The 17,424-nt window shown below is 66.8% G+C and carries 14 protein-coding genes; 8 read left to right on the top strand and 6 right to left on the bottom strand.

Annotated elements, in window-relative coordinates:
- Window position 1: 1 nt before the first annotated feature.
- Window positions 2-1,177 (bottom strand): acyl-CoA dehydrogenase family protein, encoded by a 1,176-nt coding sequence (locus tag QYS60_RS13650; protein WP_119699409.1) that lies wholly within the window; start codon window positions 1,175-1,177, stop codon window positions 2-4.
- A gap of 65 nt (window positions 1,178-1,242) precedes the next feature.
- Here QYS60_RS13650 and QYS60_RS13645 point away from each other — a divergent pair, with 65 nt between their 5' ends.
- Together QYS60_RS13645 and QYS60_RS13640 are read left to right on the top strand one after the other, a co-directional pair.
- Window positions 1,243-1,695 (top strand): MaoC family dehydratase N-terminal domain-containing protein, encoded by a 453-nt coding sequence (locus QYS60_RS13645; protein WP_102031068.1) that lies wholly within the window; start codon window positions 1,243-1,245, stop codon window positions 1,693-1,695.
- On the top strand, window positions 1,692-2,108 hold the full coding sequence (locus tag QYS60_RS13640; protein WP_102031069.1) for a MaoC family dehydratase: 417 nt from the start codon (window positions 1,692-1,694) through the stop codon (window positions 2,106-2,108). The genes QYS60_RS13645 and QYS60_RS13640 overlap by 4 nt, the downstream gene beginning before the upstream one ends.
- Window positions 2,109-3,125: 1,017 nt before the next feature.
- Here the strand turns inward: QYS60_RS13640 and QYS60_RS13635 are convergent.
- Both QYS60_RS13635 and QYS60_RS13630 read right to left on the bottom strand, forming a co-directional pair.
- Entirely contained in the window at window positions 3,126-4,829 is a 1,704-nt protein-coding gene (locus QYS60_RS13635) for an AMP-binding protein (protein ID WP_210062596.1), read from the bottom strand.
- 376 nt (window positions 4,830-5,205) lie between these two features.
- Window positions 5,206-5,985, bottom strand: coding sequence for an enoyl-CoA hydratase/isomerase family protein (locus QYS60_RS13630; RefSeq protein WP_102031072.1), 780 nt, complete (start codon window positions 5,983-5,985; stop codon window positions 5,206-5,208).
- A gap of 246 nt (window positions 5,986-6,231) precedes the next feature.
- Between QYS60_RS13630 and QYS60_RS13625 the strand changes: the two genes are divergently transcribed.
- Window positions 6,232-7,362, top strand: coding sequence for a LuxR C-terminal-related transcriptional regulator (locus tag QYS60_RS13625; protein WP_102031073.1), 1,131 nt, complete (start codon window positions 6,232-6,234; stop codon window positions 7,360-7,362).
- Window positions 7,363-7,390: 28 nt separating this feature from the next.
- Window positions 7,391-8,338: a helix-turn-helix transcriptional regulator gene (locus QYS60_RS13620; protein WP_102031074.1), complete on the top strand. Its 948-nt coding sequence runs from the start codon at window positions 7,391-7,393 to the stop codon at window positions 8,336-8,338.
- Window positions 8,339-8,410: 72 nt separating this feature from the next.
- Here QYS60_RS13620 and QYS60_RS13615 read toward each other — a convergent pair whose 3' ends face one another.
- Window positions 8,411-8,731, bottom strand: coding sequence for a 2Fe-2S iron-sulfur cluster-binding protein (locus QYS60_RS13615; protein WP_102031075.1), 321 nt, complete (start codon window positions 8,729-8,731; stop codon window positions 8,411-8,413).
- Window positions 8,732-9,082: 351 nt separating this feature from the next.
- Between QYS60_RS13615 and QYS60_RS13610 the strand changes: the two genes are divergently transcribed.
- The 4 genes from QYS60_RS13610 to QYS60_RS13595 are packed head-to-tail and all read left to right on the top strand — an operon-like array spanning window position 9,083 to window position 14,288.
- Complete coding sequence (locus tag QYS60_RS13610; protein WP_289378098.1) at window positions 9,083-10,405, top strand: cytochrome P450; 1,323 nt, start codon at window positions 9,083-9,085, stop codon at window positions 10,403-10,405.
- 4 nt (window positions 10,406-10,409) lie between these two features.
- The gene (locus tag QYS60_RS13605) at window positions 10,410-11,639 is read left to right on the top strand and encodes an NAD(P)/FAD-dependent oxidoreductase (protein WP_289378097.1); all 1,230 of its coding nucleotides are present in this window, start codon (window positions 10,410-10,412) and stop codon (window positions 11,637-11,639) included.
- A gap of 60 nt (window positions 11,640-11,699) precedes the next feature.
- Window positions 11,700-12,806, top strand: coding sequence for an NAD(P)-dependent alcohol dehydrogenase (locus QYS60_RS13600; RefSeq protein ID WP_119700269.1), 1,107 nt, complete (start codon window positions 11,700-11,702; stop codon window positions 12,804-12,806).
- A gap of 36 nt (window positions 12,807-12,842) precedes the next feature.
- Window positions 12,843-14,288: an aldehyde dehydrogenase gene (locus QYS60_RS13595; RefSeq protein WP_119699407.1), complete on the top strand. Its 1,446-nt coding sequence runs from the start codon at window positions 12,843-12,845 to the stop codon at window positions 14,286-14,288.
- Window positions 14,289-14,852: 564 nt separating this feature from the next.
- Here QYS60_RS13595 and QYS60_RS13590 read toward each other — a convergent pair.
- Both QYS60_RS13590 and QYS60_RS13585 read right to left on the bottom strand, forming a co-directional pair.
- Window positions 14,853-15,557: a GTP pyrophosphokinase family protein gene (locus QYS60_RS13590; RefSeq protein ID WP_371383430.1), complete on the bottom strand. Its 705-nt coding sequence runs from the start codon at window positions 15,555-15,557 to the stop codon at window positions 14,853-14,855.
- A 184-nt stretch (window positions 15,558-15,741) separates the two neighbouring features.
- Window positions 15,742-17,307 carry an alpha/beta hydrolase gene (locus tag QYS60_RS13585; protein ID WP_289378096.1) on the bottom strand — a complete coding sequence of 522 codons (1,566 nt, stop codon included), beginning with the start codon at window positions 17,305-17,307 and terminating at the stop codon, window positions 15,742-15,744.
- Window positions 17,308-17,424 lie beyond the last annotated feature (117 nt).

Raw genomic sequence — 17,424 nt, 5'->3', positions numbered from 1 at the left:
GTCAGCTCCTCGGCATCTCGAGCATGCGCTCGGCGACGATGTTGCGCTGGATGAAGGTCGAACCACCCGCAATGGCGGTGCCGCGCGCCTGATACGCCAGCCGAAGCCAGCGTGACGTTCGCTGCTGCTCGTCCTCCAGTGCGAACTGGCCGCCGGCGGGCTCGAGGGACAGCCGGAAATCCGCCAGTTCTTCGACGAGCGGGCAGAAGAACAACTTGCCGATCGATGTCACCGGGCCGGGTGGGCCGTCGTTCGCCGCCGCAGTGATCACGCGCTGGCCGATGAGATAGTGCACGAGCGCGCGTCCGTAGAGGTCCGCGACTTTCTGCCGGATCACCGGATCCGCGCCGAGCGGGCGGCCCGACTCGTCGGTCATCTCTGCGATGTCATCGACGATGTCGTCGACGGCGCGTTTGGTGTTGACCCGGCCGGTGGCGATCGCCACTCGCTCGTAGGCGAGCGTGCCCATGGCCACCTTCCACCCGCCGTCGACGTCGCCGACGACGAGGTCGTCGGGGAGGAACACGTCGTCGAGGAAGACCTCGTTGAATTCGGCCTCACCGAGCATGTGGGCGAGCGGGCGAACCGTGATTCCCTCGCTGTCCATGGGAACCAGGAAGAAGGTGATGCCCTTGTGGCGTGGTCCCCCACCCGTGCGCGCGAGCAGGATGGCATGAGCTGCGATGTGCGCTCGGCTGGTCCAGATCTTCTGCCCGTTGATCTTCCATCCGCCGTCGACCTTCGTGGCCTTGGTGCGCAGTGACGCGAGGTCGGACCCGGCCTCCGGTTCGGAGAACAACTGGCACCAGATTTCTTCACCGGTGAGGATCGGGCGGAGGAACCGTTCCTTCTGAGCTGGGGTGCCGAAGTCGATGATGGTGGGTCCGGCGAAGTCCTCACCGATCGTGTTGAGTCGCTCCGGCGCACCCACGCGATCCATTTCCTCGGTGAAGATCGCTTTGCGGATGGGGTCGGCGGCCTGGCCGCCGTACTCCTTCGGCCACGACATTCCTCCGTAGCCGGCATCGAAGAGCAACCGCTGCCATTGCCGCCAGAACGGGACCTTGTCGACCAGATCCACCGGTTCCGGCCAGGGCAGTGTCGCGACTGCCTTTTCGGCCCATTCTCGGACTTCTGCGCGGAACCGGGCTTCGTCCGGGGAATCAGCGAGCTCCATAGAACCCCTCCTCACGTATTTAGGCCAAATGATACTATAGGTCAGGCCAAAAGAGGAGGGCCCTGATGACAGAACCGCTCCACTCCGGCGAGGTGGACCGAGCCGAGTACGACGTCGAGCGCGGCAAGATCCGCGAGTTCGCCCGCGCGACATTCACCACCGATCCCGTCCACACGGACCGGAATGCCGCCCAGGCAGCCGGATTCACCGAGGTGCCCGCGACCCTCACCCACACGGTCGTCGCCGGGCATCAGCGCGAGCAGCGCAAGTTTGTCGAGATGCTCGGCCTGGCGCTCGAGCGAGTGGTTGTCGGCTCGGTGAAATGGACATATCTGCGACCACTGAGTGCCGGCGACCATGTCGTCGGCACCCGGCGCATCGTCGACGACGTGCAGCGCGAGGGTAAGCGCGGCGGATCGATGCGCGTCGTGACGCTGGAGACCGAGTACGTCGATGCCGACGGTGATCCGGTGGTGCGACTGGAGGAAGTGCTGATCGAGCGAGGAGAACAACGATGAGAGCACCCGTGAAGGCCCCCATCGGCACGGTCACCGACATGCGCGTGGTCGGCCCGATCACTCAGACGGACATCGTGCGATTCGCCGGCGCCGGAGGCGACTTCAATCCTTTGCACCACGATCCGGAGTTCGTTGCGACGTCGGGGTTTCCGGGCGTCATCGCGATGGGCCAGATGCAGGCCGGGATACTGGCCGGCTGGCTCTCCGACACATTCGGTGTCGAGCACGTGCGTTCCTTCGGCGTTCGATTCGTCGCCCCGGTCTTTCTGGGCGACACCCTGACCGTCGGTGGGACGATCACAGCGATCACCGAGATCGACGGGGAGGCGCGGGCCGAGCTCGACCTGGTCGTCTCCGGAGCGAAGGGGCCGGTCGTCACCGGTTCGGCGACGGTTGTCGTCGCCGAAGTCTGACAGCTCGCTGACCCGGATTCCGAGGCCGCGTATTCGGCGATCACTCGGCGAGCACGAATCAACCCCCTGTCCTCCCGGGATGCCGAACATTCTCAGAAGGCGGGTACGGACGAGTCGACGCGAGAGCGGGATGAGCGCGGCGACGTGCCCTGCCGCGTCGTGACGGCCGGGGTGGGTCTCGTGGTCGGGAACGCAGTGGCGGTGTGTGCCCGCTTATCGCCCGTCGCACGAGCCGTCCCGCACGGCCGCCGTCGGCGCACCCGAGACTCGATGCCCGAGAACCGGTCCCGCAGCGTGCCCCATCCTCGGTGTGCGCCGTCCCGGTCCCGGATCCTGCAGGAGTGGACATCACCGCCGACAGCAGCCTGTTCGTGCCAGGGTGAGGTGTCGTGTACGGCGGTCGGTCCGGTCCCGGTGTCGTAGGCGCGGCTGTCACCGGGCACGGTGTCCGCGCCCGGCACCGACTGTGAGTCGCGGATCGTCGCCGTCAGAGGGGGCGCACGGCCGTCGGTGGCCCGGATCCACCCTTCCAGGACGTCGTGGATCCGCAGCCCCGCCCCGGCCCGCACGCAGCAAGCGACGATCGCGTACACCGTCGTCGCCGGCGGGCAATTCCACCTGCAGCCACCGCCACGCGATCACACCCGCACCACGTAGCGATTATAGCGAGTACCGAACGAAGACAGCGCGTCTCGGTCCCGTTCGCCCATGCCCGGCGGGGCATCGGCGGCGCGCAACGCCACCGGGTAACGGTGACGGCGGGTACACCGCACCCGGGCGCCGCGGCGGGATCAGGCAGGACGGGCACGACGCGATGAGCGCAGGTGAACTCCCGGTCGGGTCGTGACGTACGCACTCTTCGGCCTACCAGGAGTTCACCTGCTTCTCACGCTTCACGTGCACCGGGCACCGACTGCCCGGGCTTTCAAGATGCACTCTCGTCACCGAGTGCGGATTTCGACGACATCTCCGCCTCGGCTCACCCGAACGGCACCTCGACACGTGGACGAGACCGGATCATCCCAGGTCGGCGCGTGCCCGTTCCGGAGAGCCGGCAGCCAACTCTGCCGCGATGCGCTTGCGGAGGAGGTGTTTCTGAATCTTCCCGGTTGCGGTCATGGGCAACTCGGGGACCACCTCGACGCGTTCAGGTGTCTTCTGGATCGCAACTCCCCGCTCCAGCAGATAGTTGCGGAGATGGTCCAGAGTAGGAGCATTCTGCTCCTCCTTGGGCACCACGTAGCAGCACACCTTCTCCCCGAGTCGCTCGTCGGGCATCCCCACCACAGCCAGAGCGAGGATGCCGGGATGATCGGCCAACTTGTCCTCGACCTCACGCACACTGATGTTCATGCCGCCGCGGATCACGATGTCTTTGGTTCTGCCGGTAACCCGGACGAATCCGTCGGCATCCATGACTCCGAGATCGCCGGACCTCGAGAATCCCTCGGGGGTAAACAGTTCCGCGGTGTCCTCGGGCCGGTTCAGATACTCGATCATATGCGAGGGCCCGCGATAGGCGATGTCACCCTCACTCCCCCGGGCCACCTCGAGGCCGTCCTCGCCCACAACCTTGACCTCTGCACCCGGCAGCGCGGCACCGTCGGAGGTGACAGCCCGGCTCGGATCGTCCTCGATGGTGCAGGTCGTCGTGGTGAGATTCTCACTCCTCCCGTACAGCGACAGGATGGCGGTGGTGGGCAGGTCGGACTTCGCCTTCTCGACCACGGCCGCTGGAATCGGGGAGCCGGCGCACACCCACACCCGGAGGGAGGAGAGATCGGCGTCCGGATCCGCGTCGGCCGCAGCCAACAAGGTCTGCAGGAACGTGGTGGCCGTGACCGCGGCCGTACATCCGAACTTCTTGATCTCGGCCAACCCGCGCCCGGGGTCCCACTCCGCCATGATGTGGGTCGCCGCACCGCTGAGCAGAGGGATGAGCACACTGGTGACGAGCCCTGTGGTGTGGGTGATCGGGGACGGCCCGAATTGGACATCCGCCTCGGTGTGCCCGAAGGCCGTCTTCAGTGCACGCGCGCCCGACGCGTAGGTGTTGAAGGTGTGCAGGCAGCCCTTGGGACGTGAGGTGGTTCCGGAGGTGTACACGATGACGAACGGATCGTCGGGATGGGCACGAAAGTCGAGTTCCGTGTCGATGGCCTCAGGTTCGGCGTCCACGACCAGGTTCTCGAGCACCTCGATGCCCCGCTCGGCCAGTGTCCGACGGTGCTCGGCCGAAGCGCGCACCGCGATGATCGTCTCCAGCGTCTGCGACGATCGCCGGATACCGTCGAACATCGCCACATAGTCGAAGCCCTTGAACTGTGCCGGGGCGATTGCCATCCGGATCGAGGCGTCGGCGACAACGTGGGACACCTCATCCGTCCGGTAGATCGGCATGATCGGCACCGTCACCACGCCCAGCCGCGCGAGCGCAGCTGCAACGACGACGAACTCCCCCCAATTGGGCAGTTGAACGGCGACACGGTCGCCGGCCCGGAGCCCTGTTCGGTGGAGGCCGAGCGCCAGTCGCTGCGACTTGTCGTAGAGCTGCGAGAAGGTCAGCTCCTGCGCGCCGTCGGTGACGAAGATCTTGTCGGGACTGCTCTCGGCACGTGTCCGCAGAAGCTCGGTGAAGTTCTCGTCGGCCCATTGGCCACTGGCATAGAACTCCTCTATCTGCTGGGGGGTGTATCGGCCGAGGCTTCGTTCGCGCGTCATGGGAGGATTCCGTCCTTCTTGCTCTGCCACACGTTTACGTAAAGATTAGAATGGTTAGACCGAAGTAGCAAGCATCTTCGACGACATTCGCGAGCGCTCGTCGCACCCGCCGGCCGATCGGTAAACGAAGGGGCCCAGAGATGTTCGTCATCGGTGACGCACTGCTCAAACGATGTCGCATGCCGTCCGCAGCAGGAGATTTCCGGAGCCCGGCATCGACCGCGATGCCGCTACCACCCGACAGCCCCGGCCGCCGAGCCTCCTCCAGCGAGCACATCCCCGCTCGGCCATCCGGTGGCCCATCCCTCGATCCCGTCACCGAACATGCAGCCGGTCCCCGTCGACGACGGAGCCCCAGGAGCCAGCCGTGGAATCCTCATCGCATTTTCCACACCGGCGAACGTTTTTCACGGAAAGCCGTGACACCTTCGACGAGATCCTCCGTGGTGAATGCCAGGGCTAGTTGAGACTGCAGCGTCGCAAGTGCGTCCGGCAGCGACATGTCACGAGTGTTGTCGATGGCATCCTTGCCCAGGCGCATCAGCAGCGGTGACTTTCCGGCCAGTCGGCGCGCCCACGCACACACCTCCGCATCGAAGTCGCCGTCCGGAAACACGCGATTCACCAGTCCCAGTTCGCGAGCCTCTGCGGCGGTGAGCTTCTCCCCATACATCATCAGCTCATTGGCCTTGAGCCGGCCGACGTTCCGGTAGATGAGCGCGGAGATCATGAACGGGAAGACACCGACGTTGATCTCCGGACACCCGAAGTGCGCCGACTCCTTCGCCAGTACGAAGTCGCAGGCGAGCGCGAGCCCGAACGCGCCCGCGAGCACGTCGCCACCGGCCGCACAGATCACCGGCTTGCCGAGACCACCGATGAGGCGGTACAGCCGCGGGAAGCGGTCCAGACCCGCATACTTGACGATCGTCGGGGTGTCGCTCGCGAACGCCTTCAGGTCGCCACCCGCCGAGAAGATCTTCTCGTGCGACGAGGCCAGCACGACCACCCGCACGTCGCTGTCGTCCCGCGCGCGCTCGAGCGCGGCCAGGAGTTCGTCCAACAGGTCGTCGGACAAAGCGTTGCGGGTTTCCGGGCGGTCGAGAGTGAGGACCGCGACGTGCTCGTCGACGTCGTATCGCACGGGGTGAGCCATACCACCCATCCTTCCAAATTGGTCTTACCATTCGACCCTAGCGTCGCATCCGAGTCGAGACAAGAGCCGAGCGCGGCGATTTCCACCAAGGGGGTGACGAGATTGGACTGACCATATACATTGGAGGTAAGCCACAGACGGCGGCCGGACGTCCTGGCGATGCACCTCTCTATACTGTGGGATGTGTCACAGGGAGGCGCGACGCCGCCGCCGTCCGTGTGGCCGCCGCGGCGCAAGGAGTAGTGAGTGGTCATTTCGACGAGTTCGTTCGAGCTTGCCGAGCAGGCACTTGCAGAACTGCAGGAACTACTCGGAAGCGAGCCGAACCTGATTCGCCTGGCCAGTGGCGAACCCGACCCGACAGCGATCCGCGCATTCGCAGCCCGCACACTCCGGGAGGGCGCCGACTCCCCCGAGCAGGCGGTGCGGCTCGCCGAACTCGTAATGCGACTCGACGCCGCCGAACATGACGCCATCTCGCGTCGCCTGCGCGTACACACCGAGCAGTTCGAGGCGCTCCAACACGCGGTGCGCACCATCGACGCCGGAGCCGACCAGATCGCACGGACCGTGACACAGGAACTGTGCACGAACCTCGGATACGCCAAGGCGATGTTCTCCGTCGTCCGCGGTTCCATCTGGTCACCCATCGCGCTCGCCGTGCATCCGGAGCTGACAGGGGATTTCCACCCACTTCTCGAGGCCATCGACGGCCGGGAAATCTCCCTGCGGGAAGCCCCGCGGGAAGCCGAACTGGTTCGGCGCCGCCGACCGTACGCAGTGGATGCGGCCGACACCTATCGGCACACGTACCGCCCCCTGATCGACCTGTCGCGCCCGGCGGGGTACATCGCCGTTCCCGTCGTCGTCGGCTCCCGCGCAGTGGCGATGATCCACGTCGACCGGCAGAGCGACGGACTGTCCGACACCGACGTCCACATCGTCGGCGCGCTCGCCGCCGCGTGCGCCTCGTCGAAGGAACGCGCCGACCTGCGGCAGCAGATCCATACGCGCAACGAGCACGTCGAGGCCGAGATCCAACGTCTCACCCGGGCCCTGCGGCACCTCGAACAGGCACCCGTCACGATGCCGGAACTCGGGACCCGTGACCTGTCCCGCTCCGACGTAGCGGCCCTGGAGAGGGGGCCGCAGGACCCGGGCGTTCCGCGCGCGCAGTCGCTGACCACCCGTGAGCGCGAAGTGCTCACCCTCATGGCCACCGGGGCGACCAATGCGGCAATCTCCCGGCGGCTCTGCATTTCCGACGGCACCGTCAAGAGTCATGTCCAGCGGATCTTCAAGAAGCTCGGGGTATCGACGCGCGCCGAGGTGGCAGCGCTGTACGCCAACGCCAAGACGGTGACCGGTGGCGCCTGACGTACCCGAAGCGCATACACATCCGGACATGAACACCGGGGACGCCGCGTTCGATCGCGCCATCGCGGACATCCTCACCGACATGCGCACCGCCACCCCCGAGCGCGCAGCCGAACTCGGCCGGCGCCTCGTCGATCTTCTCGATCGCAGAAAGACCCTCGCGGAGAAACGGACCGCCGAGATCGGCGCACTTGCGTCAGCCATCGATCGTGCCGTCCACGCCCTGGACGATGCCGCCTCGAGTGAGGAACTCATGCGACGCGCGTGCGAGCGTGTCGCCGAACTCTGCTCTGCGCGGAAGGTCCTCCTGTCTCGGCTCGAGGGAGATCGAATCGTTCCCGTGATCTCCTTCAGCACCGACCCCGACACGTCGCCGTCGCTGCCCCCGGGGTTCGACCTCGTGTCGGGCTCTCCCGAAGCGCATGCGCTCGCGACGAACACGGTCACGGTGAACGACGTGGTTCCCGAGTCGATTCGGGAAGCCATGGGCAACAATGGTTTCTCTATCGTTCCCATCGTCGTCGACGGGAACACGACTGCGCTCGTGCACGTCGCTGCAATGTTGGACGGCCCACGACGCCACGCGCTGAGCGTGTTCGCCCGAATGCTCGGCGGTTGCTTCGAGCGGGTCGGCCTCGAATCGCGTCGCGAACGCCAGGACCTTCTTCTCCGCGACAGCGCCCGACGGTGGAGCAGCACCATCGACTTCGACGCGCTGCCCCCACGCGGCGCGGCCGACAACGCGCCGCCCTCCACGGAACACGACACCGCGGACCGACGCGTGCTCGATCCGCTCACCGAGCGCGAAGCGGACGTCGTTCGGCTGATTCTCACCGGTGCGTCGAACGCCGCGATCGCCACCGAACTGGTCATCACCGTCGACACGGTCAAGTCGCATGTGAAACGCATCCTCCGAAAACTGGGCGCTACCAACCGCGCCGAACTGATCGCGAAATATCAGTCCACCCCCCGGTGACGCCCCGGCACCGACACCGTGACCCGACCCGGCCTGGCGGGCCCGACAAGGCAGGCCCACCGAGCCGCGTCGTCAGGCGTCCGAAGCCGGAACGGTCACTGTGACGGTCTCCACGTCGGGGGTCAACACCAGCTGGCAGGCGAGGCGAGAGCACGGTTGGACGCCGTCGAGAAACTCGAGAAGGTCCTGCTCCTCTGCCGTCGGCTCCCCGAACACCGCAGCGGAGTCCTCGTCCACGTACACATGGCAGGTCGCGCACGAGCAGCTGCCCCCGCATTCGGCGACGATGCCGGGAAGGTTGTTGCGTACCGATCCGTCCATCACGCTCTGGCCGGCAGGGACGTCGACAGATGACGTCGAGCCGTCCGGAAGCTGGTACACGACAGTAGGCATGGCGATCTCCTTCAGGTTGATCGGTGAACATCTGCACGGCCGTCTCGGGTGCGGGACGTCGCCCCCAGGAAGGTGCGGCCGCGTTCTCCATGACCGAAATTGTGTCGCCGGTCACTGGCCACCCGCATCACCACATCGACCGATAACACCCCTCACAGAGGGTGAAAGTTGCAGCAGGACCACCCCCCGGACAGCAGAGTGACCGGGCACACATCCCCCGTTAGGTGGAGAAGTTTCGTTCGATGGTGTGATGCCCCTCACTCTTGCGGCTGACAGGCTGAACTCACTCCAGTCGGCGTGAGCGCCACGACGTACGGCGCCACCTCTCACTGCACCACGAAGGGGAAATCGATGAGCACTACAGAGCAGGTCACGGAGCTGATCCCGGACACCGTCGCCCGGCAGATCGTGCTGCCCGAAGGGCACCGGGACAACGACGCGTTGTTCGAGGCCTACCGCTGGCTGCGTGAGAACAACCCGCTCGGCCGCGCCGTGGTCGAGGGATACGACCCGCTGTGGCTGGTGAGCAAGCACGCCGACATCATGGAAATCGAGCGCCAGCCCGACATCTTCACCAGCGCAGGCGGCGACGACAAGGGGTCCGTCAACCCGATCCTGGCGAACCAGGCCGGCGACGAGTTCACCAAGAGCATCAACAACGGCAGTCTCCGCATCCTCGAGACCCTCACCTACCTCGATCCGCCGGAGCACACCGAGATCAAGGACATCGCGATCGACTGGTTCCGGCCGACCAACCTCGCGAAGTGGGAAACCGTCATCCGTGACCTTGCCAAGGCGTCCGTCACCCGGCTCCTCGAGACGGACGGCCGGATCGACTTCGTCAAGGACTTCGCCCTGCACTACCCGCTGCACGTCATCATGAGCCTGTTCGGGGTGCCCGAGGAGGACGAGCCCCGCATGATGGCCCTGACCCAGGAGTTCTTCGGGACGGCCGACCCCGACGCCGTCCGTGAGGATGTCGAACCGCTGACTCCGGATGCCGCCGCCAAGCAGTGGGTGGCCACGATCCAGGACTTCTACGCCTACTTCGAACAGTTGCTCCAGGATCGCCGCGCCAACCCCAAGGACGACCTCGCGACGATCATCTCCCTCGCCCGCGACAAGGACGGTGAGTACTACCCGAACGAGATGGCCTACGGTTGGTTCATCGCCATCGCGACCGCGGGCCACGACACCACCTCGAGCACCCTCGCGGGCGGCGTGCTCGAACTCGGCCGCAACCCGGACCAGCTCGCCAAGGTGAAGGCCGACCTGGCACTCGCTCCGCACCTCGTGAACGAGTCGCTGCGCTGGGCCTCGCCGGTGAAGCACTTCATGCGTCAGGCGACGCAGGACTACACGCTGCGCGGCCGCGACATCAAGAAGGGCGATCGCTTCATGCTGCTGTACCAGTCGGGCAACCGCGACGCCGAGGTCATCCCCGACCCCGATCGCTTCGACATCACCCGCCGGCCCAACAAGCACATCGCCTTCGGCTACGGCCCGCACATGTGCATCGGCCAGCACTTGGCAAAGCTGGAACTGCGCATCATGTTCGAGGAACTGCTCCCCCACATCGAGTCGGTCGAGCTGGTGGACGACACCAAGATGATCCAGACCAACTTCGTCGGTGGCCTCAAGAACATGCCCGTCAAGATCGAATTCACCGGGTAACACGATGATCACGCCACACCCGTCACCCACCGTGGTGATCGTCGGGGCCGGGCATGCCGGCGGCACACTCGCCGGCATGCTGCGGCAACAGAAGTTCGACGGCCGCATCGTCCTGTGCGGGGAGGAAACGCATCCGCCGTATCACCGTCCGCCGCTGTCGAAGAAGTACGCCGACGACGAGTTCGTGCAATGGCTCAAGCCGGAATCCTTCTACGCCGACAACGCCATCGAAACCCGGCTGGGTGATCCGGTCGTACACATCGACCGGGACGCCCGGACCGCGACGACAGCATCCGGTGCGACTCTCGAGTACACGACCCTCGTCCTCGCCACCGGCGCCGCACCGCGGACCCTGACGCTCCCCGGAAGCGACCTCGACGGTGTCCTGAGCCTGCGCACCCTCGGCGACGCCACCCAACTACGCGAGGCGGTCCACACCGGGTCCTCACTGACGATCGTCGGCGGTGGGTACGTCGGACTCGAGGTCGCAGCGTCGGCCCGCGCCCGCGGGTGCGAGGTCACGGTCGTCGAGCGTGAGGATCGGGTACTGGCACGGGTGGCCAGCCCGGAACTCTCGGCCGCCCTCACCGAGTTCCACCGCGACCGCGGCACTCACATCCTGACGGGGGCCGAGGTCCGGGAGATCACCGGGACAGCCGGTCGCGTCGGTGGAGTCACCCTTGCCGACGGCACCGATATCGCCTGTGACCTGGTGCTGGTGGGCGTCGGCGCGATCCCCAACGACGCACTGGCCCGGCAAGCGGGCATCGACTGCCTGACGGGGATCGTGGTGGACGGGTCGGCGCGCACCAGCGATCCACATGTCCTCGCCATCGGGGACGTGACCTACCGCCTGCACGACACACTGGGCAAGATGGTGCGACTGGAGAGCATTCCCAGCGCGGTAGAACAGGCGAAGCAGGCGGCAGCCGTCATCACGGGCGCACCACTGCCACCCCACGAGGTGCCGTGGTTCTGGTCGGATCAGTTCGACCTGAAAATGAAGATGGCCGGGATGGTCGATCCCGCCACCCGTGCGGTCCTGCGCGGGAATCCGTCCGAGTCCGCCTTCGCCCTGTTCCACCTCGACAGCGACGGTGTTCCGGTTGCCGTCGAGACCGTGAACGCCGCAGCCGAATTCATGGCCGGCAAACGCTTCATCGGCAACCGCACCAAGCTCGACCCCACCGCACTCGCCGATCCCGCGACCTCGTTGCGGGAAGCCGTTCTGTAGATCGTTTCGATTTCCGCCGGCCCTCCCAGGGCCGGCCCACAAGACATGGAGTACGTGACGATGGAAGCACTCGCAGCAGTCGCGAGAGAGCCGCACGCCGAATTCACCCTCGAGCCGATCACCATCGAGGGACCGAGGGCCGGCGAGGTCCTCGTCGAGATCGAAGCCGTCGGCATCTGCCACACGGACCTCGCCGCCCGCGACGGCGCCCTCCCGACCGCGCTGCCCGCCGTCCTCGGCCACGAAGGATGCGGCGTCGTACGGGAAATCGGCCCCGGCGTCACCAAGGTCGCGCCCGGCGACCGCGTGGGCATCACCTTCAACAGCTGTGGAACCTGCCCGTCGTGCACCACGGGGGCACCCTCGTACTGCCACCAGTTCATGCACCTCGCGTACGACGGGGTGCGCGAGGACGGCACGGGACCGCTGTCCACCACCGACGGTGAGCGCCTCACCGGCTTGTTCTTCGGGCAGTCCTCCTTCGCCACCTACAGCCTCGCCTTCGAGCGCAACGTCGTGAAGGTTCCCGACGACGTCCCGGCCGAACTCCTCGCTCCCCTCGGCTGCGGCATCCAGACCGGGGCGGGCGCGGTGATGCGTTCCCTGAACTGCCGGCCCGGATCTGCGGTACTCGTCGCCGGCGCCGGCTCCGTCGGCCTGGCCGCCGTCATGGGCGCCGTCGTGCAGGGCTGCACCACCATCATTGCCGTCGAACCCCATCGATCCCGGCGTGAACTCGCCCTCGAACTGGGCGCCACCCACGTCGTCGATCCTGCCGCCGGTCCACTCGTCGAGCAGGTCCGGGCCATCGTCCCGGCCGGTGTCGACTACGCGATCGACACCTCCGGCGTCCCGGCCGTGATCGAGTCGCTCGTCGGCGCCATGACCTTCCACGGCAAGATCGGTCTCATCGGCGTACCCGCCGACCCGGCGGCCTCCGTGCCGCTGAACATCATCAACTCCCTCGCCATGGGACTCACGATCACCGGGATCATCGAGGGCGACAGTGTCCCCGACGAGTTCATCCCCGAACTGGTCGAGCTCTACAAGGCGGGCAGGTTCCCGCTCGACAAGCTCGTCACCACCTTCCCCTTCGCGAAGATCAACGACGCGATCGAGGCCCAGCACCGGGGCGAGGTGCTCAAGCCCGTGCTCGTGCAGGACTGACCACCCCACCGACCCACTTTCGAGAAGGACACCCCGATGACGATCGACTACACCGATCTCTACATCCGCGGCGGATGGGTACGGCCGTCCGGCGATTCGACGATCCCGGTCATCTCGCCGAGCACCGAACAGCGGATCGGCTCGGTGCCGGACGGCACCGAGTCCGACATCGACGATGCGGTCGAGGCCGCCCGCGCGGCGTTCACCGGCCCGGACGGCTGGGCGTCGTGGAGCGCCGCCCGGCGCGCCGAGGTGCTGGGCCGCTTCGCCGACGAACTCGAATCCCGCGCCGAGGACACCGCGACCCGGGTGAGCAGCCAGAACGGCATGCCCATCAGCCTGGCCCGGCAGTTCGAGGGCGGCTTCCCGCCTATCCTGCTCCGCTACTACTCCGAGATGGCGGCGAAACAGGAGGACGAGATCCGTCCCGGCATGCTCGGCGGATCGACCCTCGTCACTCGCTCCCCCATCGGCGTGGTGGGCGCGATCGTGCCGTGGAACGTCCCCCAGGCCATCACGTTCCTCAAGCTCGCTCCGGCGCTCGCCGCCGGCTGCACCGTGGTCCTCAAGCCGTCTCCGGAGACCGTGCTCGATGCCTTCCTGATGGCCGAAGCGGCGATCGCGGCGGGCCTTCCCGCAGGTGTGCTCAACATCGTCCCGGGTGGACGTGAACTCGGCGCCTACCTGGTGGCCCACCCGGGCATCGACAAGGTCTCGTTCACCGGATCCACCGCCGCCGGCCGGGCAATCGGTCGCACGTGCGGTGAACTGCTCCGCCCCGTCACTCTCGAGCTCGGCGGCAAGTCCGCCGCCGTGGTGCTCGACGACGCCGACCTCGCCGCGAACATCGAATCCTTCTATGCGGCGACTCTGCTCAACAACGGCCAGATCTGCTGGCTCGGCACCCGCGTCCTGGCGCCGCGTTCACGCTACGACGAGATCGTCGACACCATCACAGATCTCGCGAAGAGCCTGTCGGTCGGAGACCCGCTCTCCGACACGACCCAGATGGGACCGCTGGTCTCGGCCCGTCAACGCGACCGCGTCGAGGGCTACATCGAGAAGGGCAAGTCGGACGGCGGGCGGATCACCACCGGCGGCAAGCGTCCCGCCGGGGCAGATCACGGCTGGTTCGTCGAGCCCACCATCTTCGCCGACGTCCAGACGGGGCACACCATCGCGCAGGATGAGATCTTCGGCCCGGTGCTGTCGGTCATCTCCTACACCGACGAGGCCGAGGCCGTCGCGATCGCCAACCACTCGGACTACGGCCTCGGTGGTTCGGTCTGGACCGCGGACCCCGAACGAGGTGCACGCTTCGCCCGCAACATCGCCAGCGGCACGGTCGGCATCAACGGCTACGCCAACGATCCGACTGCCCCTTTCGGTGGCATCAAGAACAGTGGACTCGGGCGAGAACTCGGGCCCGAAGGACTGGCGAGCTACCAACAGCTCAAGAGCATCTACCTCGACGTGCGATGACCCCGGCGGAAGCGCGGCGGCGTGCACGTGCACACAGCCGCGCTTCCGCGGTAGGTGTGAGAAAGGAGACACAGTGACAAAGGATGAACTCGACTTGCTCGACTTCGCGGTGAAGTGGGCACCCTACGGAGGCGGCGACGAACATGTCCTTCTCGAGTTCGGTCTCGTCCCCACCGCCTTCTACCACCGACTGCAGTGTCTCCTCGACGCACACCCGAAGATCGACGCAGGGACCCGGCAACGTCTGAAAAGCCTTTGCACACGCAAACTCGGCCATCCACCAGGCATCCATCGGAATCCGAGTTCGCGCAGCCAACGACGGTGAAATGTCCAGCGGATCCGATCCGCGACACCCGGGGTAGCCGTATCGACCTGGTACGTCGTACGCGGTTCTTCGCCTGCACGGCACGAGCACGGACCCTGCAACTCGGCTCACCGGGCGCTCGGATGATGACGGCGCGAGCTACCGAGACCGAAATTCCGCGAACCACCGTATCGCGTAGGTCTGGCGCAGCAGACCGTCTGTCCTTTCAGAGCGATACACTCGCTCGCCGTGCAGGTCGCTCAGAACGACTGGCGGGAACCGTGCACCTGGTCGTGCAGGGCCTCCATCCGGACGTCGAGGTCGCGGGCGGTCGCGGCCGCCGCCCGCAGCTCGTCGAGCAGTCCGGCGGGCACCGCCTTGTCGTACTTGTAGAAGATCTTGTGTTCGAGGCTGGCCCAGAAGTCCATCGCGACGGTGCGGATCTGCAGTTCGACGAACACCGGCTGCACGCGGTCGGACATGAAGACGGGGACCTCGACGATCGCGTGCAGGCTCCGGTATCCGTTGGGCTTCGGGCGCGCGATGTAGTCCTTGACCTGGACGACCCGGATGTCGTGCTGCCCGGTGATCAGGTCGAAGATCCGGTAGACGTCGGAGACGAAACTGCAGGTGATGCGGATGCCCGCGATGTCGTAGATGTTCTCGCGGATCGCGTCGAGGGTGAGCGGCAGGTTCTTGCGGACGGCCTTCTCGACGACCGATTCGGGAGTCTTCAGCCGCGACTTGACGTGCTCGATCGGGTTGTGGTCGTGGGTGAAGCCGAACTCCTCCCGCAGGATGTTGATCTTGGTCATCATCTCGTCGATCCCGAACTTGTAGACCATCAGGACACGGCGGAACTCCCGTTGGAGCGCGATCTGCGGTGGGTCCAGCTGGAGCTGCGCCGACTCGAGTCCTGGTTGCCTCAGCTGCACGTCGTGAGCGCCGTCCACCGTTTCCGTCACCGTCTGTCTCCTCGTCGCCTTCCCGATCGAGTCTGCCAGGTCGGCCGGGGACGCGGCCCGGCGACGACTCGCAGCCACGACGACGAGCGTGGGTACGGGGCGCAGCGACCGCGCCGGAGCGGCATGGTCGCTGCCCCGGCGCACCCCCTGACCGTCCGTCCCGAGGGATCGGATCCGGCCCCACTCAACATGTCGTATCTCCCTCCGGCACAGCAAGATCGACGAGGTAGCGCGCGACGGGAAGGTCGATGCACCACTGGCCGCTCAGCACCACCCCGTGCTGGGTCCCGCGGTACGTGACGAGCACCGCATCCAGTTGCTTCGCCAGGTCCACACCCGCCTGGTACGGCGTGGCCGGATCCTCGGTGGTGGAGACGACGACGATCGGGGGCAGGCCGTCGGCGTCCACGGCGTGCCGATCCCCCGACGGCGGCACCGGCCAGAAGGCGCACGCACCGAGCGGCGCGTTGCCGGTGCCGCGGCCGTCGTCGAGGAACGGTGCCGCTTCGCGGGACCGGGTGTCGAGTTCGCCGGCGACCGCCGGGTCGGTCACGGCGACGTCGTCGACGCACCGCACCGCTGCCATCGCCTCGCTGGAGTTCGAGTACGAGCCGTCGGCGAACCGGCCCTCGTACATGTCGGCCAGCAGCAGCAGCGTGTCGCCCCGGCCCTGCTCCAGTTCGGTGAGTCCGGTCCGCAGGTACTCCCAGCCCTGCGGCGAGTACAGGGTGGCGATGACACCGGTGATCGCGTTCGGATAGCTCAGTCCCCGCGGATCGTCCGTGGCCGCGGGACGGTCGATCAGGGGATCGACCAGCGAGCGGAACCGCTCGACCGCGGCCGCGGGATCGGCACCGAGGGGGCAGTCCTCGCCGGTCGCGCAGTTCTCGGCGAACGCGTCGAATGCCTGCTGGAAGCCGGCGGCCTGCCGCACCGCCTCCTCGACGGGGTCCTGCTGTGGATCGAGCGCCCCGTCGAGCACCATCGCGCGCACGTTGCCGGGGAACGCCTCCGCATAGGCCGAGCCGAGCCGGGTCCCGTACGAGTATCCGAGGTAGTTCAAACCGGCGTCGCCGAGCGCGGCCCGGATGACGTCCATGTCCCACACCACGTCGCGGGTGCCCACGTGTGCCAGCACGTCGGCGCCGGTGCGTTCGGCGCAGCGTGCCGCGTACTCCCGGCTCTTCTGTTCGGCCCGGGCAATGCCCTCGGCGGTCATGTCCACCACGGGATCCTGCCGCCACGCGTCGGTCTCCCCGGGTGTCAGGCAGTCGATCTGCGGTGTCGACGCCCCGATTCCGCGCGGATCGAATCCGACGACGTCGAACCGCTCGGCGAGTTCGGTGCCGTCGGCGACGACGGCCGTCCCGAGCCCGGAGGCCCCCGGCCCACCCGGGTTGACGAGCAGCGATCCGATCTTCTCCCCCGTCGCCCGTGAGCGGGACAGGGCGATCTGCGCCGTGTCGCCCTCGGGGTTGTCGTAGTCGATGGGCACGGTGACCCGCGCGCACTCGAGCCCGGCTCCGACCAGGTCCGATCCGTCGGTGCTGTATCCGTCGCACGATTCCCACCGGACCTGCTGGGTGTAGAACGGTTCGAGGCCGGGCGGGATCTCACCGGTCGTCGAAGCGAAGCCGGTCGCGACGACCGGAGACGAGAACCCGCCCACCGTCAGGGCCGTCGCCGCTCCCGTTGCGGTCACCCACTGCAGGACTCGTCGCCGGATCCCGCGTTCACCGTTCGACGCCATGAATCGACCTGCCCTCCAGTGGTACTCGACCGGAGGAAGCAGATTCCTCCGCGGACCACTACAGGGTCGGCGTCGGCGGCGATCGGTACCACCACCCCGAGGGTGCCGATGGGCACC

The organism is Rhodococcus sp. GXMU-t2271, assembly GCF_041414735.1.
GTDB lineage: Bacteria > Actinomycetota > Actinomycetes > Mycobacteriales > Mycobacteriaceae > Rhodococcus > Rhodococcus indonesiensis.
This window is presented reverse-complemented; position numbering and strand designations above follow the sequence as displayed.

Excerpts from the sequence above, each read along its gene's own strand:
- QYS60_RS13650 (WP_119699409.1), bottom strand. The coding sequence starts at position 1,177 with ATGGAGCTCGCTGATTCCCCGGACGAAGCCCGGTTCCGCGCAGAAGTC.
- QYS60_RS13645 (WP_102031068.1), top strand. The coding sequence starts at position 1,243 with ATGACAGAACCGCTCCACTCCGGCGAGGTGGACCGAGCCGAGTACGAC.
- QYS60_RS13640 (WP_102031069.1), top strand. The coding sequence starts at position 1,692 with ATGAGAGCACCCGTGAAGGCCCCCATCGGCACGGTCACCGACATGCGC.
- QYS60_RS13635 (WP_210062596.1), bottom strand. The coding sequence starts at position 4,829 with ATGACGCGCGAACGAAGCCTCGGCCGATACACCCCCCAGCAGATAGAG.
- QYS60_RS13630 (WP_102031072.1), bottom strand. The coding sequence starts at position 5,985 with ATGGCTCACCCCGTGCGATACGACGTCGACGAGCACGTCGCGGTCCTC.
- QYS60_RS13620 (WP_102031074.1), top strand. The coding sequence starts at position 7,391 with ATGAACACCGGGGACGCCGCGTTCGATCGCGCCATCGCGGACATCCTC.
- QYS60_RS13615 (WP_102031075.1), bottom strand. The coding sequence starts at position 8,731 with ATGCCTACTGTCGTGTACCAGCTTCCGGACGGCTCGACGTCATCTGTC.
- QYS60_RS13610 (WP_289378098.1), top strand. The coding sequence starts at position 9,083 with ATGAGCACTACAGAGCAGGTCACGGAGCTGATCCCGGACACCGTCGCC.
- QYS60_RS13605 (WP_289378097.1), top strand. The coding sequence starts at position 10,410 with ATGATCACGCCACACCCGTCACCCACCGTGGTGATCGTCGGGGCCGGG.
- QYS60_RS13600 (WP_119700269.1), top strand. The coding sequence starts at position 11,700 with ATGGAAGCACTCGCAGCAGTCGCGAGAGAGCCGCACGCCGAATTCACC.
- QYS60_RS13595 (WP_119699407.1), top strand. The coding sequence starts at position 12,843 with ATGACGATCGACTACACCGATCTCTACATCCGCGGCGGATGGGTACGG.
- QYS60_RS13585 (WP_289378096.1), bottom strand. The coding sequence starts at position 17,307 with ATGGCGTCGAACGGTGAACGCGGGATCCGGCGACGAGTCCTGCAGTGG.